The organism is Prosthecobacter sp. (assembly GCF_014879935.1).
Taxonomy (GTDB): domain Bacteria; phylum Verrucomicrobiota; class Verrucomicrobiia; order Verrucomicrobiales; family Verrucomicrobiaceae; genus Prosthecobacter.
Genome location: NZ_JACSRD010000138.1, coordinates 39,877 through 63,803 on the forward strand (window position 1 = coordinate 39,877; position 23,927 = coordinate 63,803).

A 23,927-nucleotide genomic window follows, 5' to 3' on the forward strand; every position below is an offset into this window, starting at 1 on the left:
CATGAAGATGGCGGTCTCCTCATCACGCATCGCTGGCTGTCGAAGAATGGCCTGATTGGATTTCTGGCGACAGCCGTGGCGTTGATTCTGTTGTACGCACCAGACGCTTCGGGCCGGTCGCTGTCAGAGTCAGGTGATGTCATGCTGGCGCATGTCGTCAGGCTCGTTGCCCTCGGCTCCGCATATTATAGCTTCGCCTACTTGGTCAATCGTAGCTGGGTTCGCATCCGCAACGGTGTGGTGGCTGTTTGCCATGGCCCTCTCCCGTGGTGGGGCACACGGTGCATGCCCTGCTGCGAGGTGGACCAGTGCTTCAGCCGGTCCCGCGTCGTGGAAACGAAGAACGGCAGCATCGAGTACTTTGAGCTGTGGGTGGCCAGCACGAACGGAACCGCATCGAAACTGCTCGCCACCGGCTCTCTGACGCTGGATCAAGTGCTGTACATGGAACAGCAGATCGAACAAGCGCTCGGCATTGAGGACCGCCCGATGCCTGGGGAGATTTCTCGGGGCATTGTTTGAAGAATGAAGACCTTGGCTTCTGGTCCCGGTCCGTCGGTCCCGGACGAGGGAACACATCCGTCGCGACGACCATGCCGCAGTGGGTTCCGTCAGTTCATAAACAGACGACGAAGCACCAGGGCTCCGATGATGATGCCCAGAAGAGGTAGGAGAACATGGGACGCATAGGTATCGGCATCGTTCTGCGGGCCGGACATGAGGCGCTCCCACCAGCTCGGGTCACCGCGCCCACCTGGCAGGATGGCGATTATTAAAGCGCGCGGTGGTGCTTCGAGCGGGATGAGGAACGACAGTGGGGGCAATGCTCGGACGATTCTCCGTGGTGAGCAGCGTGTGAGGTAGCGACTCCTGGTAAGCTGTCGTTGTTCAAATGGCCGAGCTTCGGAGCCAAAAGAGGGCCAGGATAAGGCGAGGAAGGTATGACGCGTGCGGGACTCACCGGCAAGCTTTAACGCTTGTCACGAGGACACCGGCGGCGGACGCTGAGGACGCCCGCGAGCCCTGCCATGAGCAGCAGCGCACGGGATGGCTCAGGTGCGACGGTACCTTCGAGGGCGAAAATACTGTTTCCGTTGCGGGTGAAGTCCCAGTTGGATGTACCGTCCACGCTCAGCGCGCGCAGCGGTGGAGAGCCATTCGTGAAGAGGCTGCCCGCATCTTCCGCGTCCGAGGCGGTGTCGCGCCACGCGTAGGAACTCGAAGAGGCGTTCTCGAGGCCGGCCAAGGCGATCCAGTACCTGGTGTCGGCGGCCAGACTGATGCCTGGGTGGCTGAACGTGATATCCTTGGAGAAGACACCCGCCGATCAAGTTGTCCACAGCCATAAATGTGGCGAGCAGGGTGCCCGGTGTATTCGATCCGCTGTCGGCGTAAAGGTAAGCCGCAAAGGTGTGGGATGCGGCGTCGCCGTTGTACACGCGTGCGGTCAATGCGGTGATGGTGCTGGCGAGGGCTCCCGTCTGAAACTCCGATGCCTCGACGTGGGAGGTGCTGCTCATGCCATTGATCGCCGTCATCGGTCTGACCGAGATTGCTGAAGAGCGTCGCGGCTCGTAAAGGCGAGAGAGTGCCAAAGGCAGCGCACAACACCAGGACCAGAGTGAAGAGAGGAAACTGCTTCATGGCATTTAGAAATGACAGAGGCGGTTTTAACCTGGACCATTCGCGCAACACAAGCCTTAAAGCCTGGGACTGCAGGACAGCGCCGCCACGGGCAATTTTTTGCGACGGAATCGCAACAGCACAAGCGAGGCGCACAAAAGTTCAAAAAAAATAACATGCCTGTTGAAAGCTGCTTTTGGCTTTCTATTCTGACCTACCTTGTGAAATTTTTCACAAGCTCATCCGACGCTCTTTTCTATGGGTAACTTTTTTCCGCGCTGGTCCAACTGGCTTCCTCTCAAGCTGGCCATTGCCGTCGTGTTCATTGCCTTCGGCGTGAGTGTCGGCGTCGCCTATTACTTCACACCGAAATACACCCGTGTGGGCTACGAACCGACGCAGCCGGTGCCGTTCTCGCATCAGATTCATGCCGGGCAGCTCGCACTTGACTGCCGTTACTGCCATAGCTTCGCGGAAAATTCCGGTCATTCGAACGTTCCGACGAATCAGACCTGCTTCAACTGCCATGGCCAGGGCAAAGGCGGCATCCGCGCCGCTTCTCCGAAGCTGGAGCTGGTGCAGAAGGCGAACGAGTCCGGCCAGTCCATCCCGTGGGTCAAAGTCCACAAGGCGCCGGACTATGTTTACTTCAATCACAGCGCCCACTTGAACCGGGGCATCTCGTGCGTGTCCTGCCACGGCAAGATCAACGAGATGGAAGTGGTGCGGCATGACCAGCCACAGTCGATGGGCTGGTGCCTCGACTGCCATCGCGAGCCTGAGAAAAATCTGCGGCCGCTCGAGTTTGTGACGAATCTCAATTACAAGGCGGGAGATCTGAAACGCGCTGATTTCTACCAGGGACTGCTCGACAAAAAGGTGGCGGCGAAGGACATCGCGAACGTGATTGGTGGCGAAGGTGCCAAGGCGGATGACCTCGGACAGCTCATCGCCCTTGCTGAGAAGACTTACGGCAAGGAAGTGACCCAGACGGAAGTGGGCACGCAATTGAAGAAGCACTGGCAGATTCAGCCGCCGGAATCCTGCACCGCCTGCCATCGCTAAACCCGCGCCCCCTTTCCTGACACATGAAACGCATTTGGAAGCATCCCGAGGAGCCGCAGAACGCCAAGCGCTACTGGCGCAGTGTCTCCGAGCTGGAGCGTCGTGAGAATTTCCTCAAGGATCTGGGCCAGGAGTTCCCGGCCGGTGACACTCTGTCCGAAGAAGAGCGTGAGAACGGCCGCCGTGACTTTTTGAAAATCATGGGAGCCAGCGTGGGTCTGATGGGCCTCGCGAGCTGCCGCCGTCCGCTGACCACCATCCTGCCTTACACCCAGCACATCGAGTGGATGGTGCCGGGCAAGCCTCTCCTCTATGCCACGACAATGCCGCGTGGTGCCGCTGGTGCGACGCCTCTGGTGGTGACGACGCATGAAGGCCGTCCGACTCACGTGACGGGCAATCCGCTGCACCCGCTTGGTGGGGGCGTTGACAGCTTCGCGCAGGCCTCGGTGCTGGACCTTTATGATCCTGAGCGCTCGCAGAAGCCGCTTGGCAAGGGCAAGGAACTTTCCTGGGCGAAGGCGAATGAACTGATCGCTGGAGCTGCGGAAGAGGCGAAAAAGACCGGCGGCGCCAGCCTTGGCATCGTCACAGGCTCGTCGCTCTGCCCCAGCTATCTTCGCATCCTCGGCGAATTGAAGACGACTTTTCCGCAGGTGAAGCTGTTCGCCTATGACGCAGTGGGTGGTGAAGGCCGCTCTTCTGCGAACAAGGAGATCTTCGGCGCGGGCGTGAAGCCCTTCGTGAAGCTCGGCTCCGCCATGCGCATCCTGTCACTGGACTGCGATTTCCTCGGCGTGGACCCCGTCTCGGGCGAACCAATCGCCGCTTTCACCAAACATCGTGCGAAGGATGCCAAGGCGGCGGACATGAACCGCCTCTACGTGCTCGAAAACCGTTACACGATCACCGGCGGCATGGCGGATCATCGCAAAGCCCTGCCCGCGAGCCTTATCCCGGCGGCTGCAGCTTTGATCGCCTCCGAGCTGGGAGACGCCTCCGCCAAGGCGCTTGCCGACACGGCTCCTGCAGGTCTCAAAGAGTGGATCGCGCCTGCCATTCGCGATTTGATCGACAACAAGGGCAAATCGCTCGTTGTCGCTGGTTCCCGCTACGGCGCGGAAGTGCATGCGCTGGTCGCCTCGATCAACAATGCTCTGGGAGCTTACGGTTCGACCATCGAACTGCTTCAAGACGCGGCCGGACCCGAGTTGGGCACGTTTGCGGACCTGCAAAGCGCGATTTCCGCCGGTCAGCTCAAGACGCTGGTGTCCCTGACGCCTTCGGACCTGTTCTACGACGCTCCGGATGCCGGAGCGTTTGCCAAGCTCGTCGCCGACAAAGGCGTGAAGGTGATCCACGCCAGCCTGCTGAAGAACGCCACGGCGCGTGAGGCTGCGCTTCATCTTCCGGCCGCTCATTATCTCGAAGCCTGGAGCGATGCGCGTGCTGCGGACGGCACCTACTCGATTGTCCAGCCGATGATCGCTCCGCTGTATGATGGAGCGAGCCGTCTGGAAGTGCTGCTGGCCCTCCTGGGTCGCAAAAAGCTCGGTCCGGCGGAAGTCGCAACCCCTGCGGCCGCTGGTGCTGCGCCGGCAGCTCCCGCCGAAGACGCCGCTTATGTGGCCGTGCGCGACACCTTTGCCGCAGTGGCGGGCGGGCTCGATGAATCGAAGTGGAATTTCACTTTGCGCGACGGGTTCCTCAAGGGTTCCGCCTTCGCCAAGGCCACGGCTACCCCGAACGTCGCTGCGGTGGCTGGAATCGTGGCCAAGGCCAAACCTGCCGCTGCTCCGAGTGATGATGCGGTCGAAGTGGTGCTCGTGCCGAGTTCCAGCGTGTTCGATGGTCGCTACGTGAACAACGCCTGGCTCCAGGAAGCGCCCGATCCGGTGACGAAGCTTACTTGGGAAAATGCCGCCTGGGTTGGCTCCATCACGTTCCGCCGCCTGGGCCTCAAGGAAGGCCAGCTCGTCAAAATCACCGTCGGTGACACCAGCGTCGAGATCCCTGCGATCGAAGCACCGGGCCATGCGACGAACTCGATCACTCTCACGCTTGGTTACGGCCAGAAAGACATCGGCGTCGTCGGCAGCGACCGCGGTGTGGATGCCTATGTGCTGCGCAAACAGCCTGACGTGTTCGTTTTGAACGGTGCGAAGGTCGAAGCGCTCAGCACAGTCGCGGAACTTGCGATCACGCAGGACCAGAACACGATGGAAGGCCGCGCGGTGTATCGCGAGGGCACGCTCGACACCTTCAACAAGGACGTCCACTTCGCCCAGAAGACGGGGATGGACTCCCACATCCCGGAGAACATCTCCTTCTACAAAGGCCAGGTCGGAGAGAAGAAGGACTACAACGATCCTCACGACGAAGGCTTCGACTACAAGACCCAGCACCAGTGGGGCATGGTCATCGATCTCAGCAAGTGCATCGGCTGCACCGCTTGCGTCGTCGCCTGCCAGAGCGAGAACAACATCCCTGTCGTCGGCAAGGATCAGGTGCGCAAAGGCCGTCTCATGCAGTGGATCCGCATGGATCGCTACTTCGCCGTCCCGAAGTGGGGCAAGAACGAAGTCGAACAGGAAAGCACCTGGGCCGAGGACAATCCGACGCCCGAGCAGCTTGAAAACGCCGAGATGGTCACCCAGCCGATGGCCTGCCAGCAGTGCGAGGCCGCCCCGTGCGAAACGGTCTGCCCGGTGAACGCCACCGTTCACACGCCCGATGGCTTGAACGCCATGGCCTACAACCGCTGCATCGGCACGCGCTACTGCGCGAACAACTGCCCTTACACCGCCCGTCGCTTCAACTGGTTCGACTACAACAAGCGCAACCCGCTGATCGAGACCAAGGTCGCTGGCATCACGATGAACAATCTTTACGCCGGCCCGCTCGGCGAGAAGAGGGAGGACGAAAGCCTCCGCCTGCAGCGCAATCCGAACGTCACCGTCCGCATGCGTGGTGTCATCGAGAAGTGCACCTACTGCGTGCAGCGTCTCGAAAGCGCCAAGATCCTGCAGAAACAGGTGCAGCGTGACTCGAAGAACTTCCGCGTGCCCACTGACAGCGTCAAAACCGCCTGCCAGCAGTCCTGTCCGGCTGATGCCATCATCTTCGGCGACCTGGCTGACAAGAAGTCCGCCGTGGTCAAAGCCAAGGCCTCCCCGCGTGACTACCAGGTGCTCAAATACATCGGCACCCGCCCGCGCACCAGCTACCTCGCCCGCCTGCGCAATCCGAACCCGAAAATGCCCGGCGCGGAAAACATCGCCGTGTGGAGCAAAAACCAATTCTAATCCGGACACATGGACGCTTCCGCCACAGCCTCTAACACACCGCGCATCCTCGAACGCGAGCCGCTGGTCCTGAACAACCGCTCGTACTCCTGGATCACGAACCGCATCTGCGGCATCGTCGAGAACAAGCAGCCCACGCTTTGGTGGATCCTGATGGTCCCTTCCGTGCTGCTCACCGGCCTGATGGTGTTCTGCTTCGCCTACCTCATCTCCACCGGCGTCGGTGTCTGGGGTCAGAAGCAGCCGGTCGCATGGGCTTGGGACATCACGAACTTCGTCTTCTGGATCGGTATCGGCCACGCCGGCACGCTGATCTCCGCCATTCTCTTCCTCACCCGTCAGAAATGGCGCACGTCGGTGAACCGCGCCGCGGAAGCCATGACGATCTTCGCCGTGATGTGCGCCGGTCTCTTCCCGGCCTTCCACGTCGGTCGTGTGTGGATGGTGTGGTTCCTGGCCCCGATTCCGAACGCCAATGCCATCTGGCAGAACTTCAAATCGCCGCTGCTGTGGGACGTGTTCGCGGTTTCGACCTACTTCAGCGTCTCTGCCGTGTTCTGGTTCCTCGGTCTCGTGCCCGATCTCGCCACGCTGCGTGATCGCTGCCGCCCGGGCCTGAAAAAGTTCCTCTACGGCCTGTTCGCCCTCGGCTGGCGCGGTGGAAACCGTCATTGGAGCCACTACGAGACGGCCTACATGCTGCTGGCCGCCCTCTCGACGCCACTGGTGCTCTCCGTGCACTCCGTCGTGTCCTTCGACTTCGCCACCTCCGTCGTTCCTGGCTGGCACACCACGATCTTCCCGCCCTACTTCGTCGCAGGTGCCATTTTTGGTGGGTTCGCGATGGTGCTGACCCTCATGCTCCCGGTGCGCCGCATCTACGGCCTGGATGACCTCATCACGCCCAAGCACGTGGACAACATGGCGAAGATCATCCTGCTCACGGGCACGATCGTCGGTTACGCCTACTGCATGGAGTTGTTCGTGGCCTACTACTCTGGCAACCCGTATGAAGCCGCCGCCTTCACCCTGCGCGGTCTCACCGGTCCGTCCACCTGGGCCTACTACTGGATGTTCGGCTGCAACGTGTTCGCCCCGCAGTTGTTCTGGTCCCGCTGGTGCCGTCACAACGTCTGGATCGTGATGATCGTCTGCATGTTCGTGAACGCCGGCATGTGGTTCGAGCGCTACGTCATCATCGCCACCACGCTGGAGCGCCACATGATTCCAGGCTCCTGGCGCGTGTATGAGGCCACCTGGGTCGATAAGTACACCTTCCTGGGCACCTTCGGCTTCTTCATGATGTTGTTCCTGTTGTTCCTGCGCTTCCTGCCAGTCATCGCCATCGGTGAGGTGAAGGGCGTCCTGCCGCAGTCGAACCCGCACCACGACGACCACGCCGAGCCCGGCATCCAGGAGGAGGACCTCATGGACTATGCCGACCGTCACGTCCCGAAACCCGCTGCCGCCTGACCGGATTTCAAATCACTCACTTTCAATTTCAAATTCATCATCGTGAGCACCACCCTCAAACGAGTCCACGGATACCTCGCTGAATTCGACAGCGTGAAGGATCTGTATCACGCCGCCGAACAGGTGCGTGACGCAGGTTACAGCCGCTGGGACGTGCATTCCCCGTTCCCGATCCACGGCATGGACGATGCCATGGGCAATCCGCGCTCCCGGCTGCCCTACCTCGTGTTCTGCGGCGGCATCACCGGCACCACCGTCGCTTTCGTGCTCGAAACGATCACACAAACGAACTTCTGGAGCCACATCGGCCTCGGTTTCCTGCAAAAGATCGTCGAAACCTATCCGACCGTCGTGCAGGCCAAACCGACCGACATCTGGACGCTGCCGGCGTTTTTCCCGGTGATGTTCGAACTGACGATTCTCTTCAGCGCGTTCACCACCCTGTTCGGTTTGCTCGCCTTGATCGGACTCCCGCGTTGGAACCACCCTCTGTTCGCGTCCAGGAACTTTCCGAAGTTCTCCGATGACGGCTTCTTCGTGTGCATCGAGGCCCGCGACCCCAAATTCTCCCAGGAAGGCACCAAGTCCCTGCTCGAAAAAGCTGGCGGCAAGAACATCGAACTCGTGGAGGACGAAATCTAAGCCGCGCGAACCATGAAATACTTCTTCCTCAGTTACATCTTCGTCGGCGCGATCATCGTGAGCGCGTTCGGCTTCCGTGGCAGCAAGTCCGAACTGCCGCCGATCGAAGTCTTCCCCGACATGGACCACCAGGCCAAAGTCAAGTATCAGGCCTCGAGCGATTTCTTCGCCGATGGCCGTGGGGCGCGTCTTCCAGTGAAGAACACCGTCCCGATGGGATTCGAGATTCCCGCCAAAGCAGCCGCGAATGGCGCGAAACCCGCTCGTTTTGGATTCACCAACGGCCTGGACTACTACAACACCGGCAAGATGGGTGATTTCTATGGTGACGGCCTCCCAGTCGAGATCACCAGTGATGCGTCGGTCTTTAACGAAGCCTTCCTGAAGCGCGGTGAGCAACGCTACAACATCCATTGTGCGATCTGTCACGGCACTTCCGGCAACGGCAAGGGAGTTACCTCCAAGTATGGCATCCTGACCGCCTTCAACTTCCAGCAGCCGGGCAACACCGACCCGGCCAACGCAGCCGCCTTCCGCGCGGATGGTGCCATCTTTGATGTCATCACCAACGGCAAGGGCCTCATGGGCAGCTACGGCGGCAACATCACCGTGCGCGATCGTTGGGCCATCGTGGCCTACATCCGCGCCCTGCAACTCGCCGCCAAAGAGTCCGGCGCCACCCTCCAGTAACGGCACGATCACGCGAATCACGGCATGAGTCACCACGTCACCTTCAACGATCTGCCCCAGGGCGGAGAAAAATTCGAACCGGCCAAGGGCGGCAAGCTCATCGGCGCGCTTGGGCTGTTTGGCCTGCTGGGCCTCGTCGCTTCCGCCTGGTTCTTCTTCAACAACACGGACACTTTCGCCTACTCCTGGCTGTTCGCGGTCTTCTTCACCTTCACCTTCGTGGTGGGTGGCTGCTTCTGGATCCTACTTCACAGCGTGTCGAATTCCGGCTGGGGCGTCTCCGTGCGCCGCATCTGGGAAAACTTGGCGAACATGATCCTGGCGCTGGCCATCTTCGCCTCGCCGCTGCTCCTTCCAGCCGTGCAGAAGCCGCTTTACGAGTGGATGAATCATCACCGTGAGGCTGCGGAACACGCGCACCACGACCATGTCTCCGTCAAAGAGGCCTTGCATCACATGGCGGAGGCGAATCCACACCTTCACGTGCTGGTCACCAAGTTCGGCTACATGAACCTGAACCCAGTGGGATTCTCCTGGTACACCCGCTTCGTTGCCTACTTCCTCATCCTCTGGGGCATCGCCCGCTACCTGCGTGGCAAATCACTGCAGCAGGATCAGGATGGTGACATCAAGCACACCGTCCGTGCGCGTCAGTTCTCCAGCATCGTGCTGCTGTTTTACGCACTCACGGTGACCTTCGCCGCCTACGACTGGCTCGTGGGTCTGGACTACACCTGGTTCTCCACCATGTGGGGCGTGTACATCTTCGCTGGCTGTGCGTGGGCCTCCATGGCGCTCTCCATCCTTGTCATCACCTGGCTGCGCAGCCTTGGCTACCTGCAGAAGGTCGTCACCGACGAGCACTACCACTTGATGGGCAAGCTGCTCTTCGCCTTCACGGTGTTCTGGGCTTACATCGCCTTCTCCCAGTATTTCCTGATCTGGTATGCCAACGTGACGGAAGAAACCCGCTTCTACCTGACCCGTAACACGGAAGGCTGGCGTGGAGTTTCGATCTTCATCGTCGTCGGTCACTTCGTCGGCCCGTTCCTCCTGCTGCTCTCGCAGCCGCGGAAGAAGAATCCGGTCGTGGTCAGCATGGTCTGCATCTGGATCCTGTTCATGCATCTTGTGGACATCTACTGGATTGTCATTCCAGAGCGCGGCCCGTCGCTCGGCCTGGGAGTTTTCGCTCCAGGAGCCTGGGTGCAGGACATCGCAGCCCTGTGTGCCGTGTTTGGCACGATGGGCTTCCTCTACCTGCGCGGCCTGGCCAAATACAGCCTCTATCCGTGGCGTGATCCGCGCCTCATCGAGTCCGTGAACGTCGTCAACTGACCCGCATCTCCTCATTTCCATGTCGCAGCCCGAACCATCCAAAAAAGCCGGCGCCACCTTCCTGTGGGTGCTCGGAGCCTTCGCAGGCTTCGCCGTGCTGTTCACTCTCATCCAGTCCGGTGTCGATTCGAAGCTGGGCCAGGATCCGCGTGCGTCCGAACGTGCCGCCAACACGGCCGAGATCGCCAAGACGCAGAACGAGAATCTGGCGAAGATCGGCATGACCGACGCCGCCAAGCAGAAGGCTGTGTATCAAAAGGCGCTTTCCTCTCTCGGCGTGAGAAAACCGGCCGCCAGCACCCAGGTCGTGCCAGGATCGCCCACCCAGCTCAAACAAGCTGCGGCCGCCGCGACCGCCCCGGCTCCGGCTGCACCCGCAGCTCCTGCACCCGCCCCTGCCGCACCCGCTCCGCCCAAGTAAGTCATGCAGACCAATCCCTCCACCCCTGACACGGAACTTCAGGCCGACAACCTTCGCCGTGCGGCGATCGACAAGTCGGTGAAAGGCCCCGTCCTGTTCCTGTTCACGAACGGAGCCTTCTGGCTCATGCTCTCCACGATCCTCGGCGTTCTCTCCGCGATCAAGCTGGTGGAGCCGGGCTTCCTCGACGGTTGCCCCTACATCACGTACGGCCGCCTCCAGCCCGCTCACATCAATGCGCTGGTCTATGGCTGGGGCCTTCAGGCCGCCCTCGGCGTGATGCTTTGGATCATGGCCCGCCGCTCCGGCCAGGAACTCAAAACCGGCAAGAGCCTGATGATCACCGCCGGCGTGTTCTGGAACATCACCATCACCATTGGCATCCTGGCCATCCTGATGGGCAAGAGCACCTCCATCGAGTGGCTGGAAATGCCGAAGTTTGTCTGGCCGGTGCTGCTGGTCTGCTTCCTGTGCTTCGCCTGGCCGATCGCCCGCATGTTTGGCCGTGCGTTCCGTCCGGAAGGCTTCATGGTCAGCACCTGGTACATCCTGGGAGCCTGCTTCTGGTTCACTTGGATCTTCATCACGGCAAACGTCACGCTTCACTGCCTGCCAAACCTCGGAGCGCTCGGCGCTGGCATTGATGCCTGGTACATCCACGGCGTGATCCTGCTGTTCTTCGTCCCCGTCGGTGTCGGCTCGGCCTATTACTTCATTCCGAAGATCACGGGCCAGCCCATCGCTTCCGCCCAGCTTGCTTCGGCCGGATTCTGGACGCTGGCTGTCCTTGGCGGCTGGACGGGCATGCAGAAATACATGGGCGGCCCCCTTCCCGCCTGGATGTCGGCCGTCGGTGCCTGTGCTGGTGTGCTTCTGCTCATTCCGGTGGGTCTTGTCGGCCTCAACCACCACCTGACCACCATCGGCAAGCACAACGCTGTCGCTGCCAGCCCGACGCTGCGTTTCGTCTTCTTTGGAGCCCTGTTTTACCCGATCTCCGGCCTCGTTCTCGCGCTTAACTCCGCCTTCTGGACCGGTGCCAGCCTCCAGTTCACGCAGTCCTGGTATTCCTTCCAGATGGTGAGCGTGTACGGTTTCTTCAGCATGAGCGTCTTCGGCGCGATCTACTACATCGTGCCGCGCCTCTCCGGCTGTGAATGGCTCAGTGTGCGCCTGATCCGCAACCACTTCTGGTTCTCCGTCTATGGCGTGGGCACCATTGTCATCATGAGCCTGGTCGCCGGTTTGCAGCAGGGCGCCGATCTCAATGATCCGGGCCATTGGGACCAGTCTTTCATGAACCACGTCATCAACTCACGCCCCTACGTCGTCTCGCGTGCGGTGGCCTGGGCCTTGATCAGCTTCTCGAACTTCATGTTCCTTTTCCACCTGCTGCTCATGGTTGCCGGTCTCGGCCGCCGCAGCACCGCTCCGACGCTGCTGCACCGCGAGCATGACGAACACGCTCTTCCCGCCCACGCATGATGAACTTCCGCACTTTCATTCTTGGCCTTGCCGCCTCTTTCGGCCTGCCCTGGCTGTGCCTCATCGTCATTCCGACGGTGCAGTACCAGCATCTGGCCCCCATCGCCTATGACAAGGAGAAGGACGGCGTGGACTTCACTTCGTATCCGCCCGCCAACATCAACGGCCAGGGACAGCTCGTTTACATCCGCGAAGGCTGCAACCAGTGCCACACGCAGATGATCCGCCCGGTCCAGCTCGGACTTGATGGCTGGTACAAAGGCTGGGGAGAAGATCAGGAAGCCCGTCCGTCGGCTCCTGTGCGCCCGAATGTCCTGCGCGACTACCTGGGTGAGAAATACGCCCTGCTCGGAGTCCAGCGTGTCGGTCCGGACCTCGCCAACTACGGCTGGCGTGCCCCGGACGCCAATGCGCTCCATCAGCACCTCTATGCTCCCCGTTCTGTGCATGAGTGGAGCAACATGCCGGCCTACCCCGGCCTCTACAAAGTGCAGAAGATCCAGGGCCAGGTTTCCAATCGGGCACTGAAGCTGCCGAAGAAGTTCGCCCCGCCTGCCGGATACGAAGTCGTTCCGACCCCTGAAGCCGACCGTCTCGTCGAATACCTTCTCTCCTTGAAGAAAGCCTACCCCGTCCCCGGCCAGTCCGCCGTCGCCGCTGCTCCCGCCCCGGCCAGCAAGTAACTTTTGTCCCCTGCCCTTAGCTCTCCGCACCAATGAGCGCCCCCGCAAATCCCGACAGCACCGATCTTGACCGCCTGCACGCCGCTGTGAAGCGTGAGAAGGAAGATCTTGCGCCCGAAAGCCAGCCTGCGCCCCTTTGGGCCATCTTCCTGCTCATGCTCGTCGCCATCGTGGCTGGCGGCCAGATCGGTCAGATGACCGGCGGCTGGAGCTTCGATGTCAGCAACCCGTTCTCCGTCGCAGGCACTGGCGGTGACCCTCGTCCAGGTGGTGGTGCGGCCGGTGACGCGCTCGATCCATTCGCTCTGGCGATGAAAAAAGGCGCGAGCGGCTACTCCGTCTGCGGCGGCTGCCATCAGGGAAATGGCGCTGGAATTCCCGGCCAGTTCCCGCCGCTCGCAGGCTCTGAGTGGGTGAATGGCGGCACCGAGCGACTCATCCGCGTCGTGCAGCATGGCCTGACCGGCCCCATCACTGTCAAAGGCGCGGGCTTCAACACCCCCGGCGGCATGATGCCCTTCGGCGCGGCCATGTCCTCCCAGGATCTGGCCAACGTGCTGACCTTCGTCCGCAATTCCTGGGGCAACGAGGGCACCATGGTCACCAAGGAGATGGTGCAGAAAGTGCGTGACGAGGAAAAACGCGCCACGCAGTGGACTGCGGCTGACCTTGAGCCTTTCGCTGAGAAAAATGTGCCTGGCGACATTCCCGCCGGACCTGGAGCCACCGCAGCCGCAGCGCCTGCTCCCGCAGCCAAGTAATTCTATCATTCGATGATCCGTGTGAAGCATGCCGTCTCCCGCCAGGCACCTTGGGCTGCCTTCGGAGCCGTCATGCTGATCGCCAACGTGAGTTGCGGCAAAGCGCCTGAGGCCGTTGCAGAGGCAAATCTCGCCCCAGCCATCGAAATCGCCGAGAAGCCCAGCATCAGCGGCAAGGTGACGCTCAAAGGAGCCGATTCGACCGCCCTGCGCAAAGTGGTCGATGTAAGTGGGAATCCGTTTTGCAGCGGCCACGGTGAGATCATTGACCCTGCGTGGAAAGTCGGCCCCGATGGTGCCCTGGCCGACGCCGTGATCACGGTGCGTGGCAGTCAGCGGGCCAGCAACGCCATCGGTTCCCCGCTGATCGATCAGACGAATTGCGAGTTCGTGCCGCATGCCGTGGCGATCCAGCCTGGCCAGGCCGTTCGCTTCCACAACAGCGACCTGACTTTCCACAACATCCGCGTCGCCCGTCACCAATCCGGGACTTCGGGGAAGGGGGAGAACATCGACAACTTCGGCCAGCCCTCGCGCGGCGACGAAAACGTCAAAACTTTCAACACCCCCGGCCTCTACCGGCTGGAATGTGACGTACATCGTTGGATGAGCGCCTGGGTTGTCGTGCACGAAGGCGTTCACGCCGCCGTTTCCGCCGCCGATGGCCGATTCGGCATCAACCGGGCCCTCGATGATGGTGAGTATGTCATCGAAGCTTGGCATCCGCAGTTTCCGCAACGGTTGTCACAGACCGTCACCGTCCGCGATGGCAAGGCCACCGCAGACTTCACCTTCGACTTCGCGCAAGCCATCCAACTCTGAAACCCAACCTGGATTCCTGATCTTTCTCCATGAGCGCCGCCGCCACCACCCATGACCACGCCCACGATCACGCGCATGACCATGCGCACGATCACCACGAGCCGGGCTTCCTGCGCAAATATGTCTGGTCCACCGATCACAAGGTCATCGGCGTGCAGTATGCGGTCAGCGGGCTGCTGTTCCTGCTGTTCGGCTTCTTCCTGATGCTGCTGATGCGCTGGAGCATCGCCTATCCGAACCTGCCGGTTCCGGCTGTCGATGCGATCCGCTCGATCCCCATCATCAAGGACCTGTTTGAGAGCATGTTCGGCCGCTGGTTGAATCCCGACGGCTCCCTCAATGGCGAGCTCTACAACATGCTCGGTGCCATGCACGGCACGATCATGGTGTTCTTCGGCATTGTGCCGCTTGGTTTCGCCGGTTTCGTGAATTTCGTCATGCCGCTGCAGATCGGCACGATCGACATGGCCTTCCCGAAGCTGAACATGATGAGCTTCTGGCTGTTCTTCGTCAGCGGCGTGCTGATGTTCTGGAGCTTCTTCGTCGGAACCGGCCCGGTGCAGACCGGCTGGACGATGTATTCGCCGCTGGCCTCGACCACCGGGATCGGTGTCTCCAATGTCTGGCAGCACGGTCACACCTGGTGGTTGATGGCGATGGTGTTCAACATCTCCGCCTCGCTCCTCGGCTCCGTCAACGTCATCGCCACGGTCATCAACCTCCGCGCCAAAGGCATGAGCTGGCTGCGCATGCCCGCCTTCTCCTGGGCCATGTTCGTCACCGCCTTCCTGCTGCTGCTGGCGTTCCCGCCGCTCGAAGTGGCCGCTCTCCTGCAGCTCTCCGACCGTGTCTTCGGCTCCTCGTTCTACCTGCCGACCGGCCTGATGGAAGGTGGCAAGCACCTGGACATCTCCGGTGGCGGCTCTCCGCTGCTCTACCAGCACCTGTTCTGGTTCCTGGCGCATCCTGAGGTGTATGTCTTGATCCTTCCCGCCTTCGCCATCCTGACCGACGTCATTCCCTGCAACGCCCGCCGTCCGTTGTGGGGCTACAAGCCGATGGTGTACTCGATGCTCACGCTGGGCTTTCTCAGCTTCCTTGTGTGGGCTCACCACATGTACCTCACCGGCATGGGCACCATGATGTCCACCTACTTCCAGATCACCACCGTGCTCATCTCGGTGCCTTCCGTGATCTTGCTGACCTGCCTCATGATCTCCCTTTGGGGCGGCTCCATCCGCTTCAACACGCAGATGCTCTTCGCCTCCGCCTTCCTGCCGATGTTCGGCATCGGCGGTCTGACGGGTCTGCCGCTGGCTTTCGCCTTCATCGACCTCGCCCTGCACGACACCTACTACGTGATCGGTCACTTCCACTACGTCGTGGCTCCGGGAACGATCTTTGCCCTGTTCGCGGGTGTGTATCACTGGTATCCGAAGATCACCGGCCGTTTCATGAGCGACAAGCTCGGGAAGCTCCACTTCTGGCCTTCGCTCATCGGCATGAACCTGCTCTTCGCGCCGATGTTCATCCAAGGTATGGCCGGCTTCCACCGCCGCTGGTATGACGGCGGCAAATACTTCGAAAACACGGCCTCCATGAGCCATTGGACGACCAGTCTGACCCACAAGATTGGCGCTTTCTTTGGTCTCGAAATCCCGGACAACATGCTGTCGCTCAACATCGTGATGAGCTTCGGGGCCTTCATCCTCGCCTTGGGTCAGATCCCGTTCATCATCAACTTCTGGTTCAGCATCAAAGGCGGCAAGAAGATCGAAAGCGACAATCCATGGAACGCCACCACGCTGGAGTGGGCCACCCCCACACCGCCGCCGCACGGCAACTTCCTCTTCGACGTCAATGCACACCGCGGACCATACGAGTACAGCGTCCCGGGTCACCCCGCCGACTTCTACCCGCAGTGGGAATCCGAGCCTGGCAAGCCGGTGCCACCCGCCAAGTCCGAAGCGCACGCGCATCATTGATCCCACCGCGAACAGCGAACCGACCAACGCGAACTTTCCATGGAAATCCCATACACCGTCCACGCCCGGCCTGACACCGGCCTCTACAACGCCAAGATCGGCATCTGGCTCTTCCTCGCATCGGAAGTCATGCTCTTCGGCGGCTTGTTCTCCGCTTACATCTTCCTCCGCGTCGGCGCGGACTATCCCTGGCCGGTCTGGGATCTCGATGTCAAGCTTGGCTTGATCAACACCGCCGTGCTCATCGGCTCGTCCGTCACGGTCGTCATGGCCTGGGCATCGCTGAAGCTGCGTCGTTTCGGCCAATACAAGCTCTACATGGCCATCACGGTTCTTTGTGCCGGTGTGTTCATGTTCAACAAGAGCCTGGAATACAGCGCCAAGTTCAAACACTACGCCGTGAAGCTCACGGACGGCACGATCCTCACCGGTCACCTGCCGGAGGACGATCACCACAAGACGATCCCGTATCAGGTGAAGTTTGGCGACATCACGGCCCTGTCGTTGACCATTCCGGTCAAAAACAGCGCGGTCACCGCCGATCCTGCCAGCTATGTCGTGCCTCACCTCGAAGGTGAGCCGAAGTTCAAGACTGCGGATGGCAAAGAGATCGTCCTCAACGCCGCTTCCTTCGCGGAACTGCGCGCCCAGGCCCTCGCCAAGGCTGCCGCTGACAAAAAGGACAGCGCCAGCGTGCAGCTCACCGCTGTTTCGCCGCTCAAAGCCGCCGCCAAGCCCGCAGACATCTTCGGTTACACCGAAACCACCATCACCTTCCGCGATGGCACCGTCGCCACCGGCAAATTGATCGACGACAAGATGACGTTGCTGGTGGACGGCATCGACACCCGCGCAGTCGCCCAGCCGGAGAAGTCCCTGGCCTTCGACCAGCGCTATCTTGCCGCCTGGCAGCCGACGTTCGTGGCCAACCGTGACCACCACATCGCCGAGTTCGAGAAGCATTTCCCGACCCGCGACAAATCGAAGTCTGCCACGCTCCAGAAGGAGTCGCTCTTCCTGAAGCTGCACTCCTCCACACCGCCAGCCGCTGGTGAAGCTCATGGCAACAAGCATGGTGCGGAGGCCCACGCTCCGGCCGAAGGCGGCCATGGTCACGGCCATGATTATCCGACCGTTGTCCTGGAGAAGAATGACGTCACCTTCTTCTCGAATTTCACGCCGAAGCTGAACACCTACTACGCGATTTACTTCACACTCACGGGCCTTCACGGCCTTCACGTCATCGCCGGTGCGTTGGTGCTGGGTTACTTCCTGGTCTTCAACGGCCGCATGATGCGTGAGGATCCTGAGCATCTCGCCAATCGCGTCGAAGTCGGCGGCTTGTTCTGGCACTTCGTCGATCTCGTCTGGATCTTCCTCTTCCCGCTTCTGTATCTCCTCTAAAACTGTTTTCCCTCCACCGTCATGGCCGACAACGTCGAAGAAATCCAAAAATCCATCAAGAAGTACCTGTGGATCGGTTTGATCCTCATGGTCTTCACCGCCATCACCGTGTGGCTCTCCACCGTGGAGCTCCCCACCCACGGCCTGAACATCCTGGTCGGCATGATTGTGGCCACGTTCAAAGCAGGGCTCGTCGCGCTCATCTTCATGCATCTCAATCACGAGCGTCCCATCATCTACAAGGTGCTGGCCTTCACCGCCGTGTTTGCCATCGTGCTTTTCGTTCTTTTCTACTTCAGCAAGCAGGACCCGCTTGTGTTTGAAGGCTTCTACAGCATTCCCGAGTAACCGTCAGCTCGTCGCGTAGCATGTCGCTCAAGCACTTCCACATCGTTTTCCTCGCCTTCGCAGTCCTCTGCGATGCGGGTATCTGGCTGTGGATTCACCTCGTGCCTGAGGACGCCGCCCGCGCCGGAGCTCTCCCATTGAAGCCCTACGTCGGACTCATCTGTGTGGCCCTGCTCGCCTACGGCGGCTGGTACATCTTCAAAAAAATGCGCAACATCATCGTCTGACATGATCTCCGCGCCGTCCTCCATTCTCGCCTGCGCCACCTGTCTTGCCGACAAAGGCAGTCTCATCGGTCAGGCCCAGGGCTTTGCCATTCTGTTCATGCTCGGCGTGCTCGCCTTCATGTTCGCCTGCGCGGGCGGCATCATCTTTGCCATGGTTCGTCAGCAGCGCAAAGCCGCCCGCCAGGAGCTGGCGGCCGCCTGAAGTCCTCCCTCACTCTTTCCTCAGTCCCGAATTTCCCCCATCTCAACTCATGAGCGTCTCTCAAATCAACGAATTCTTCGGCCAGACACAGGTTGCCTCCGAACATGGCGGCCTCGTTGACCACATGCTTGGGTTTGTGCACTGGTTCATGGTCGTTCTCGCCATCGGCTGGAGCATCTACCTCTGCATCGCCTTCTATCGCTTCCGCCAGAAGAAGACCGCCAATGCTGACTATCATGGCTTCCGCGGTCACGCCACGACCCACATCGAAATCGGTGTTGTCATTGTCGAAGCCATTCTTCTTCTCGGTTTCGCCTTCCCGCTTTGGTCCCGTCAGGCCGACGAGTATCCGACTTCGCCGGACACCATCCGCATGCGTGCGCTGGGTGAGAAGTTCCTCTGGAATTTCCAGTATCCAGGCAGCGACGGCATGCTCAGCACCTGGGATCTTCGCAATGTGACCGGTGCTGACAATCCGACGGGCATTGATCGTCACGACCCGAACAGCAAGGATGACTTCGTCAATCCCGGCACCATGAAGCTGCCGGTGAATCGCCCGGTGATCGTCGATGTCGCCTCCAAGGACGTCATTCACAACCTCGCCCTCGTGCCGATGCGTGCCGCACAAGACGCCACCCCCGGCGTGAAGTCCCACATGTGGTTCAAGCCGACCAAAACCGGCACCTGGGACATCATTTGCGGCCAGCTCTGCGGCCCCGGCCACGCCCAGATGAAGGCCATCCTCGAAGTCATCGATGGCAAGGAGTTTGATGACTGGTCCAAGGAGCAGTCCGCTGGTTCTTTGAAGAACTCCCCGGCTCCTTCGTCCGATGCCGCTCCTGTGGGCGCGGCTCCCGCCACTCCGACCGGCGCTCCCTCCGGCACCGCACCGCCCGCACGCTGAGCGGATTTGTGCTTCGCTGCTGACGGGATGCGTGGTGGGAAAGACAATCTGGGGCGTCTTCACTTCCGAACCGACGCCGTTTGTTTCTGACCCGGGGACAGTGGCGATCTGCATTCCATCCGTTCGCCGCCATCACCATGTCCCGCGCATTCCACCGCTACTCGCTGCTGACCCTCGCCGTGGGCGTCGTGCTTGTCTGGTGGGGTGCGGCAGTCACCACGGAAGACGTCGGTCTCGCCGTGCCCGACTGGCCCTTGTGCTACGGGAAAATCAATCCCGAAGGCTGGTATAAAGTCCCCGCCTTGCTGCTCGAACACGGTCATCGCTGGATCGCCATGACCATCGGCTGGCTGGTGCTGGGGATGTATTACTGGCAGTTCGCCAAATTCAAACCCGGGCTGCTGGAAGGCGTGGGCATCATCCTCTGCTCCCTCGGTTTTCTCATTCTTATCTACATGGGGGCCATTCTGGCAGCTTCCATCATCGCCCTGCTCGGTTTCTCCTGGCTTGTTTTGAAGTGGTACAGCCAGCGATGGCCGCTGCTGCGCGGCTTGACCACCCTGGCCCTGCTGCTTGTCGTGGTGCAGGCCTCCTTGGGTGGTCTCCGTGTGCTCAAAATGTCCGATCCGCTCGGCGTGACCCACGGCACCCTCGGCCAGGTTTTCTATTGCCTGCTGGTCTTCATCGCTTTCGCCTCTTCCCGCACATGGACGGAAGGAAGATTGATCCTGCCGGCAAAACAGGCGGCCAAAGCACGATTCTGGACGCTCGCCTTGTTCCTTTGTGTCTTCGGCCAGCTCGTCCTGGGTGCCACGCTACGTCACACGCAGCGCACCCATCTCGCCGCAGGTGACATCCTCACCACGAAAGGCCACTGGGTGCCACCAGTCTCGCCGCCGGATGTGTTTTTGCTCTTTGCACACAAGTACTGGGGCTTCTTCGTCGCCATCCTCATTCTCTTCGTCGCTGTCCGGGCACGTTCCTGGCTCGTCACACTGCCCAAGGTGCGTGTGGTCGCCAGTCTGCTCATGATCATGCCCACCATCCAGGTGGCTCTTGGCATCTTCGTCATTCTCACCGGCAAAAGCTTCTGGGTCACCAATTTCCACGTCCTCAATGGACTCGCCCTCCTCGCGCTCAGCAGCCTGCTCGTCGCCACCTTTTGGGGTGACACGCTCAGTCGTGACCAGATCGATGACGAGGATGCAGTTGCCGCCTGATCACTGCCCCGCCACTTGCTGACCGCCCTCGAGTTGCGCCATGCGTTGTTTCAAGAGGACCGTCTCGCTCAAACCTCCGGTCGCTTCCGTGAATTGCGTCATGCGTGCGAGCGCTTCACGCAAATGCGGCATCGCCTCCCTTGGCAGTTCGGTGCCGAACGCATTCAAGCCCTCGTAGCCTGAGCGCAGCAACGTCCCGGCCTCCGCAAATCTTTTCTGCGCCAGCAAACTGCCTCCCAGCAGGCTTTCAGTGCTGAAACGCAGCCAGTGGCCGGGATTGTGTTTGCGACGCAGGTCAAGGCACTCCCGCAGTATGGTCTCCGCCTCCCCAAACCGGCCGTTTTCCAGCCAGAAACGGCCCAGGCTCGCGGTCGCTTCTGCCATTGCGCCGGCATCGCCCCCCGGTTGCGCCCGCAGTGTCGTCAGCACCTGCTGATGCAGCCTCTCCGCCTCGTCCAGCCGCCCTTGGTGCTGGTAGGTGGATGCCAGCGCGGTCAAAGTCCGCAGCGTTTCCGCATTCGCCGGACCGAGTGTGCGCATTTGAATCTGAAGCAGGTCCTGAAACATCGTCTCCGCTTCCGCCAAACGCCCATGACGGTCATGCATCAACGCGATCACATGCATCTGTCCCAGCACATCAGGATCGCCCGGTCCGTAGGCCGTTCTCATGCTTTCCAAAGTCTGGAGGTGCAGTGTCCGGGCCTCCTCCGCACGACCGGCGGCATCATAGGCCATCGCCAGCTCCTGCATGGAGCGCAAGGTCTGCGGATGCGAGCTGCCCAGCCTGCGCTGCCGCGCGGCCAAAGTCTGCCGGCGTAAAGTGCCCGCCTCCGCTGGCTTCTCGTGCCGTTCATACGTTGCTGCCACCGTGTCCATCTGCTCCAGGATCTCCGCATGCTCCGGCGGGAAGACGGCCTTCAGGCTCTCCAGCACATCGAGCTGGTGGCTCTCCGCCTCCACCAGTTTCCCCTGCGCCTCATACTCATCCGCCAGATGCCTCATCGACAGCAATGTCTGCGGATGTTCCGGTCCCAAAACACGCCTCTTCGCCTCCAGACTCTGCCGGTGCAGTTGAATGCCCTCGTTGTGCCTGCCGCGTCTTCCCACCATCAGCGCTGCCTTGTCCAATTGCTCCAGAGTGTCCGGGTGTTCGACCCCCAATGCCTGCTTCATGATCTCAAGCGCCCCGAAATACAGCTTCTCCGCCTCCGATGGCATGCCGCCTGCCTCGCAAGCCTCCGCCGTGAGATTCATCGTCACGATCGTTCGCGGATCACGCGCCTTCACCACCTTGCGCGTGCCGGCCAGTTGTTCGTTCCGCAGCCTCATCGCCTCCGCTGCCTTCCCCTGCGCCGTGCAGCACGACGCCAGATTGCCGATGGTCGCCAGCGTGTCGAGGTGGTCCGGGCCCAGCACGCGTTTCTGCACCTGCCAGAGCTGGAGAAAAAGAGTCTCCGCCTCCGCATGCTTCTCCTGCGCGTCACAAACGGCCGCCAGCACCGTGATGGTGACAAACGTGTCCGGATGATCCGGGCCCAGCGCACGCTGCTGGCCCGAGAGAGCGCGGCGCAGCATCAGTTCCGAGTCCGCATGCCGTCCCTGCTCCTTCAAAGCCACCGCCAGGTCCTTCATCGCCCGCAACGTGTCACGATGTGTGCCGCCGAGCGCCAGCTTGCGCTTTTCCAACGCGCCTTGCAGTTGCCGGTGCGCGTCGTCAGGCTGCGAGATCGCCAGATAGGTCAATCCGATCGTCTCCTGCGTCCGCGCACCCGCCTCAGGGTTCGACGCCAGCGTGTCGAGGTTCCCGGCGGCTTCATCCAGCATGTTCTTCAGCAGCGTCGTGTCATGCCCCTCCGCCTTTTCCGCCGTCAGTGTCGCGAACATGTCGTGGAAGAACCGTGCGGTCATCGCACCCGACTCCTCGTTGCGCTTTCGGGCCGCTTCGGCCGTTTCCTTGCGATCCTTCACGATCAACCAGCCGATGAGCACCATCACCGTCGTCGCCACCAGCACCAGGCAGGCTGCCAGCGTGCACAGACCCGGATGATCGCGGAAGAAGCTGTTCGTGACTGGCTTCTGATCCTGCGGCTTCTCCTCCACCGCCGCCGCCTCCGTCACGTAACGCTGAAAATCGTTCACCAGCGCGTTCACCGTGCCGTAGCGTTCCTGCGGCCGCTTGTCGAGCGCTCGCATGACGATCCAGTCAAAGTGCTCCTCCATCAGCCCGATGATGCCGGCAGGCGCCACCTGGCGGGCCAGCGAGACACCCGTCAACTGGGCCTTCGGCATGGCCGAAAGACAGGTGGAAGGCTTCGGAGGAGGCAGATCACACACCCGCTGCCGGATCTCCTCCACATGCTCCTCATCTTCCTTGGGCATCTGGAAGGGCGGCCGGCCCGTGATCAGCTCATACAGCAGCACCCCGAGCGCATACACATCACTTCGCGCGTCGATCCCCGCTCCGCGCACGTGTTCCGGAGAAAGATAAGCCGCTGGCGTGCGGAACACGCCTTCGGGCGTGAGCAGCGCATGATTCATCGCCTTCGAGACTCCGAAATCCGTCACCTTCACCACTGGCTTGCCGTTTTCATCCCACCGTGCCAGGAAGTTCGAAGGTTTCAGGCCGCCATGCACCACGCCGTGCTGATGCGCGTGCTGCACGGCATCACAGGCCTGCGCGAACAGGCGCACGCGTTGCAGCATCGAGAGCTTCTGCTCATCACAGAACTGTGTGACCGGCGTCCCATGCACCAGCTCCATCACCAGATAAGGTTTTCCGCCCGCCGTCATGCCGCCGCTGTGCGGCCGGGCGATGCCTGGATGATCCAGCAGCGCCAGCGAATGCTTCTGCGCTTCGTATCGCATCAGAAAATCGTTCGCGCCTGCATGCACCACCTTGATCGCGACAAAATCCGCCACACGCTGGTTTCGCTCCGCCATCCACATCACGCTGCACACGCTTTCGTCGATGACCTGCAGCAGCCGGTAGGGGCCGACCATGTCGCCCGGCTTCTCCAGCGCCATGCCATTGGGCGGCGTCTTGGCCACCTTGATCCCGCGTGTGCGTCGCTGCCGGCCTCCGGTGGCCTCCGTCACCGGCCGGTTCCGCAGGCGGTCCCACACCTCGTTCCACAGGGCGGTGTCATTCCCGCACGCCGCCGTCAGAAACACATGCCGTTCGATGTGATTGGCACGTTCCAGTGCTTCGTTGAAGAGTTGCTCGACGCGGGCGGAGTCGTTCATGGGGCGGGGAGCGGTGGCTCCGCCGCCATCATAAGATCCTTCACCGTGCCCGGTATTGAATGTGGCCTTAAACCACGCCTAATCCC

The 23,927-nt window shown here is 61.0% G+C and carries 21 protein-coding genes; 19 read left to right on the top strand and 2 right to left on the bottom strand.

Annotated elements, in window-relative coordinates:
• Positions 1 to 285 precede the first annotated feature (285 nt).
• Positions 286 to 522, top strand: a complete 237-nt coding sequence (locus tag IAE77_RS11965; RefSeq protein ID WP_294226657.1) for a hypothetical protein — start codon at positions 286 to 288, stop codon at positions 520 to 522.
• Between the two features lie 448 nt (positions 523 to 970).
• Here IAE77_RS11965 and IAE77_RS11970 read toward each other — a convergent pair whose 3' ends face one another.
• The gene (locus IAE77_RS11970; protein ID WP_294226660.1) at positions 971 to 1,246 is read right to left on the bottom strand and encodes a PEP-CTERM sorting domain-containing protein; all 276 of its coding nucleotides are present in this window, start codon (positions 1,244 to 1,246) and stop codon (positions 971 to 973) included.
• A gap of 695 nt (positions 1,247 to 1,941) precedes the next feature.
• Between IAE77_RS11970 and IAE77_RS11975 the strand changes: the two genes are divergently transcribed.
• From IAE77_RS11975 to IAE77_RS12060, 18 genes are all read left to right on the top strand, one after another.
• The gene (locus IAE77_RS11975; RefSeq protein WP_294226663.1) at positions 1,942 to 2,688 is read left to right on the top strand and encodes a cytochrome c3 family protein; all 747 of its coding nucleotides are present in this window, start codon (positions 1,942 to 1,944) and stop codon (positions 2,686 to 2,688) included.
• 23 nt (positions 2,689 to 2,711) lie between these two features.
• On the top strand, positions 2,712 to 5,993 hold the full coding sequence (locus IAE77_RS11980; RefSeq protein WP_294226665.1) for a TAT-variant-translocated molybdopterin oxidoreductase: 3,282 nt from the start codon (positions 2,712 to 2,714) through the stop codon (positions 5,991 to 5,993).
• Positions 5,994 to 6,002: 9 nt separating this feature from the next.
• On the top strand, positions 6,003 to 7,466 hold the full coding sequence (gene nrfD / locus IAE77_RS11985; RefSeq protein WP_294226668.1) for an NrfD/PsrC family molybdoenzyme membrane anchor subunit: 1,464 nt from the start codon (positions 6,003 to 6,005) through the stop codon (positions 7,464 to 7,466).
• A 42-nt stretch (positions 7,467 to 7,508) separates the two neighbouring features.
• On the top strand, positions 7,509 to 8,108 hold the full coding sequence (locus tag IAE77_RS11990) for a DUF3341 domain-containing protein (protein WP_294226670.1): 600 nt from the start codon (positions 7,509 to 7,511) through the stop codon (positions 8,106 to 8,108).
• A gap of 12 nt (positions 8,109 to 8,120) precedes the next feature.
• On the top strand, positions 8,121 to 8,798 hold the full coding sequence (locus IAE77_RS11995) for a cytochrome c (protein ID WP_294226672.1): 678 nt from the start codon (positions 8,121 to 8,123) through the stop codon (positions 8,796 to 8,798).
• 24 nt (positions 8,799 to 8,822) lie between these two features.
• Complete coding sequence (locus tag IAE77_RS12000; protein ID WP_294226674.1) at positions 8,823 to 10,136, top strand: hypothetical protein; 1,314 nt, start codon at positions 8,823 to 8,825, stop codon at positions 10,134 to 10,136.
• Positions 10,137 to 10,155: 19 nt separating this feature from the next.
• Complete coding sequence (locus tag IAE77_RS12005; protein WP_294226676.1) at positions 10,156 to 10,557, top strand: hypothetical protein; 402 nt, start codon at positions 10,156 to 10,158, stop codon at positions 10,555 to 10,557.
• 3 nt (positions 10,558 to 10,560) lie between these two features.
• On the top strand, positions 10,561 to 12,042 hold the full coding sequence (locus tag IAE77_RS12010; protein ID WP_294226678.1) for a cbb3-type cytochrome c oxidase subunit I: 1,482 nt from the start codon (positions 10,561 to 10,563) through the stop codon (positions 12,040 to 12,042).
• On the top strand, positions 12,039 to 12,725 hold the full coding sequence (locus tag IAE77_RS12015) for a cbb3-type cytochrome c oxidase subunit II (RefSeq protein ID WP_294226680.1): 687 nt from the start codon (positions 12,039 to 12,041) through the stop codon (positions 12,723 to 12,725). The genes IAE77_RS12010 and IAE77_RS12015 overlap by 4 nt, the downstream gene beginning before the upstream one ends.
• 32 nt (positions 12,726 to 12,757) lie before the next feature.
• Positions 12,758 to 13,486, top strand: coding sequence for a cytochrome c (locus IAE77_RS12020; RefSeq protein WP_294226683.1), 729 nt, complete (start codon positions 12,758 to 12,760; stop codon positions 13,484 to 13,486).
• Between the two features lie 72 nt (positions 13,487 to 13,558).
• Positions 13,559 to 14,308, top strand: coding sequence for a carboxypeptidase regulatory-like domain-containing protein (locus tag IAE77_RS12025; protein WP_294226686.1), 750 nt, complete (start codon positions 13,559 to 13,561; stop codon positions 14,306 to 14,308).
• A gap of 29 nt (positions 14,309 to 14,337) precedes the next feature.
• A complete protein-coding gene (locus IAE77_RS12030; RefSeq protein WP_294226689.1) occupies positions 14,338 to 16,293 on the top strand; it encodes a cbb3-type cytochrome c oxidase subunit I in 1,956 nt (651 codons plus the stop codon).
• Positions 16,294 to 16,332: 39 nt separating this feature from the next.
• Positions 16,333 to 17,697, top strand: coding sequence for a cytochrome c oxidase subunit 3 (locus IAE77_RS12035; RefSeq protein ID WP_294226692.1), 1,365 nt, complete (start codon positions 16,333 to 16,335; stop codon positions 17,695 to 17,697).
• Between the two features lie 21 nt (positions 17,698 to 17,718).
• Positions 17,719 to 18,045, top strand: a complete 327-nt coding sequence (locus IAE77_RS12040) for a cytochrome C oxidase subunit IV family protein (RefSeq protein ID WP_294226695.1) — start codon at positions 17,719 to 17,721, stop codon at positions 18,043 to 18,045.
• A gap of 20 nt (positions 18,046 to 18,065) precedes the next feature.
• Positions 18,066 to 18,272 (top strand): hypothetical protein, encoded by a 207-nt coding sequence (locus tag IAE77_RS12045; protein WP_294226698.1) that lies wholly within the window; start codon positions 18,066 to 18,068, stop codon positions 18,270 to 18,272.
• Position 18,273: 1 nt separating this feature from the next.
• Positions 18,274 to 18,474 carry a hypothetical protein gene (locus tag IAE77_RS12050; RefSeq protein WP_294226701.1) on the top strand — a complete coding sequence of 67 codons (201 nt, stop codon included), beginning with the start codon at positions 18,274 to 18,276 and terminating at the stop codon, positions 18,472 to 18,474.
• Positions 18,475 to 18,523: 49 nt separating this feature from the next.
• Entirely contained in the window at positions 18,524 to 19,378 is an 855-nt protein-coding gene (locus tag IAE77_RS12055) for a cytochrome c oxidase subunit II (protein ID WP_294226704.1), read from the top strand.
• A gap of 137 nt (positions 19,379 to 19,515) precedes the next feature.
• Positions 19,516 to 20,598: a COX15/CtaA family protein gene (locus IAE77_RS12060; protein WP_294226709.1), complete on the top strand. Its 1,083-nt coding sequence runs from the start codon at positions 19,516 to 19,518 to the stop codon at positions 20,596 to 20,598.
• Here the strand turns inward: IAE77_RS12060 and IAE77_RS12065 are convergent, their stop codons facing one another.
• Positions 20,599 to 23,841 carry a tetratricopeptide repeat protein gene (locus IAE77_RS12065; protein WP_294226712.1) on the bottom strand — a complete coding sequence of 1,081 codons (3,243 nt, stop codon included), beginning with the start codon at positions 23,839 to 23,841 and terminating at the stop codon, positions 20,599 to 20,601.
• Positions 23,842 to 23,927 lie beyond the last annotated feature (86 nt).

What these genes read in the sequence shown, in the direction of transcription:
- IAE77_RS11965 (WP_294226657.1), top strand. Translation starts at nt 286, where the DNA reads ATGCCCTGCTGCGAGGTGGACCAGTGCTTCAGCCGGTCCCGCGTCGTG.
- IAE77_RS11980 (WP_294226665.1), top strand. Translation starts at nt 2,712, where the DNA reads ATGAAACGCATTTGGAAGCATCCCGAGGAGCCGCAGAACGCCAAGCGC.
- nrfD (WP_294226668.1), top strand. Translation starts at nt 6,003, where the DNA reads ATGGACGCTTCCGCCACAGCCTCTAACACACCGCGCATCCTCGAACGC.
- IAE77_RS11995 (WP_294226672.1), top strand. Translation starts at nt 8,121, where the DNA reads ATGAAATACTTCTTCCTCAGTTACATCTTCGTCGGCGCGATCATCGTG.
- IAE77_RS12000 (WP_294226674.1), top strand. Translation starts at nt 8,823, where the DNA reads ATGAGTCACCACGTCACCTTCAACGATCTGCCCCAGGGCGGAGAAAAA.
- IAE77_RS12005 (WP_294226676.1), top strand. Translation starts at nt 10,156, where the DNA reads ATGTCGCAGCCCGAACCATCCAAAAAAGCCGGCGCCACCTTCCTGTGG.
- IAE77_RS12010 (WP_294226678.1), top strand. Translation starts at nt 10,561, where the DNA reads ATGCAGACCAATCCCTCCACCCCTGACACGGAACTTCAGGCCGACAAC.
- IAE77_RS12015 (WP_294226680.1), top strand. Translation starts at nt 12,039, where the DNA reads ATGATGAACTTCCGCACTTTCATTCTTGGCCTTGCCGCCTCTTTCGGC.
- IAE77_RS12020 (WP_294226683.1), top strand. Translation starts at nt 12,758, where the DNA reads ATGAGCGCCCCCGCAAATCCCGACAGCACCGATCTTGACCGCCTGCAC.
- IAE77_RS12025 (WP_294226686.1), top strand. Translation starts at nt 13,559, where the DNA reads ATGCTGATCGCCAACGTGAGTTGCGGCAAAGCGCCTGAGGCCGTTGCA.
- IAE77_RS12030 (WP_294226689.1), top strand. Translation starts at nt 14,338, where the DNA reads ATGAGCGCCGCCGCCACCACCCATGACCACGCCCACGATCACGCGCAT.
- IAE77_RS12035 (WP_294226692.1), top strand. Translation starts at nt 16,333, where the DNA reads ATGGAAATCCCATACACCGTCCACGCCCGGCCTGACACCGGCCTCTAC.
- IAE77_RS12040 (WP_294226695.1), top strand. Translation starts at nt 17,719, where the DNA reads ATGGCCGACAACGTCGAAGAAATCCAAAAATCCATCAAGAAGTACCTG.
- IAE77_RS12045 (WP_294226698.1), top strand. Translation starts at nt 18,066, where the DNA reads ATGTCGCTCAAGCACTTCCACATCGTTTTCCTCGCCTTCGCAGTCCTC.
- IAE77_RS12050 (WP_294226701.1), top strand. Translation starts at nt 18,274, where the DNA reads ATGATCTCCGCGCCGTCCTCCATTCTCGCCTGCGCCACCTGTCTTGCC.
- IAE77_RS12055 (WP_294226704.1), top strand. Translation starts at nt 18,524, where the DNA reads ATGAGCGTCTCTCAAATCAACGAATTCTTCGGCCAGACACAGGTTGCC.
- IAE77_RS12060 (WP_294226709.1), top strand. Translation starts at nt 19,516, where the DNA reads ATGTCCCGCGCATTCCACCGCTACTCGCTGCTGACCCTCGCCGTGGGC.
- IAE77_RS12065 (WP_294226712.1), bottom strand. Translation starts at nt 23,841, where the DNA reads ATGAACGACTCCGCCCGCGTCGAGCAACTCTTCAACGAAGCACTGGAA.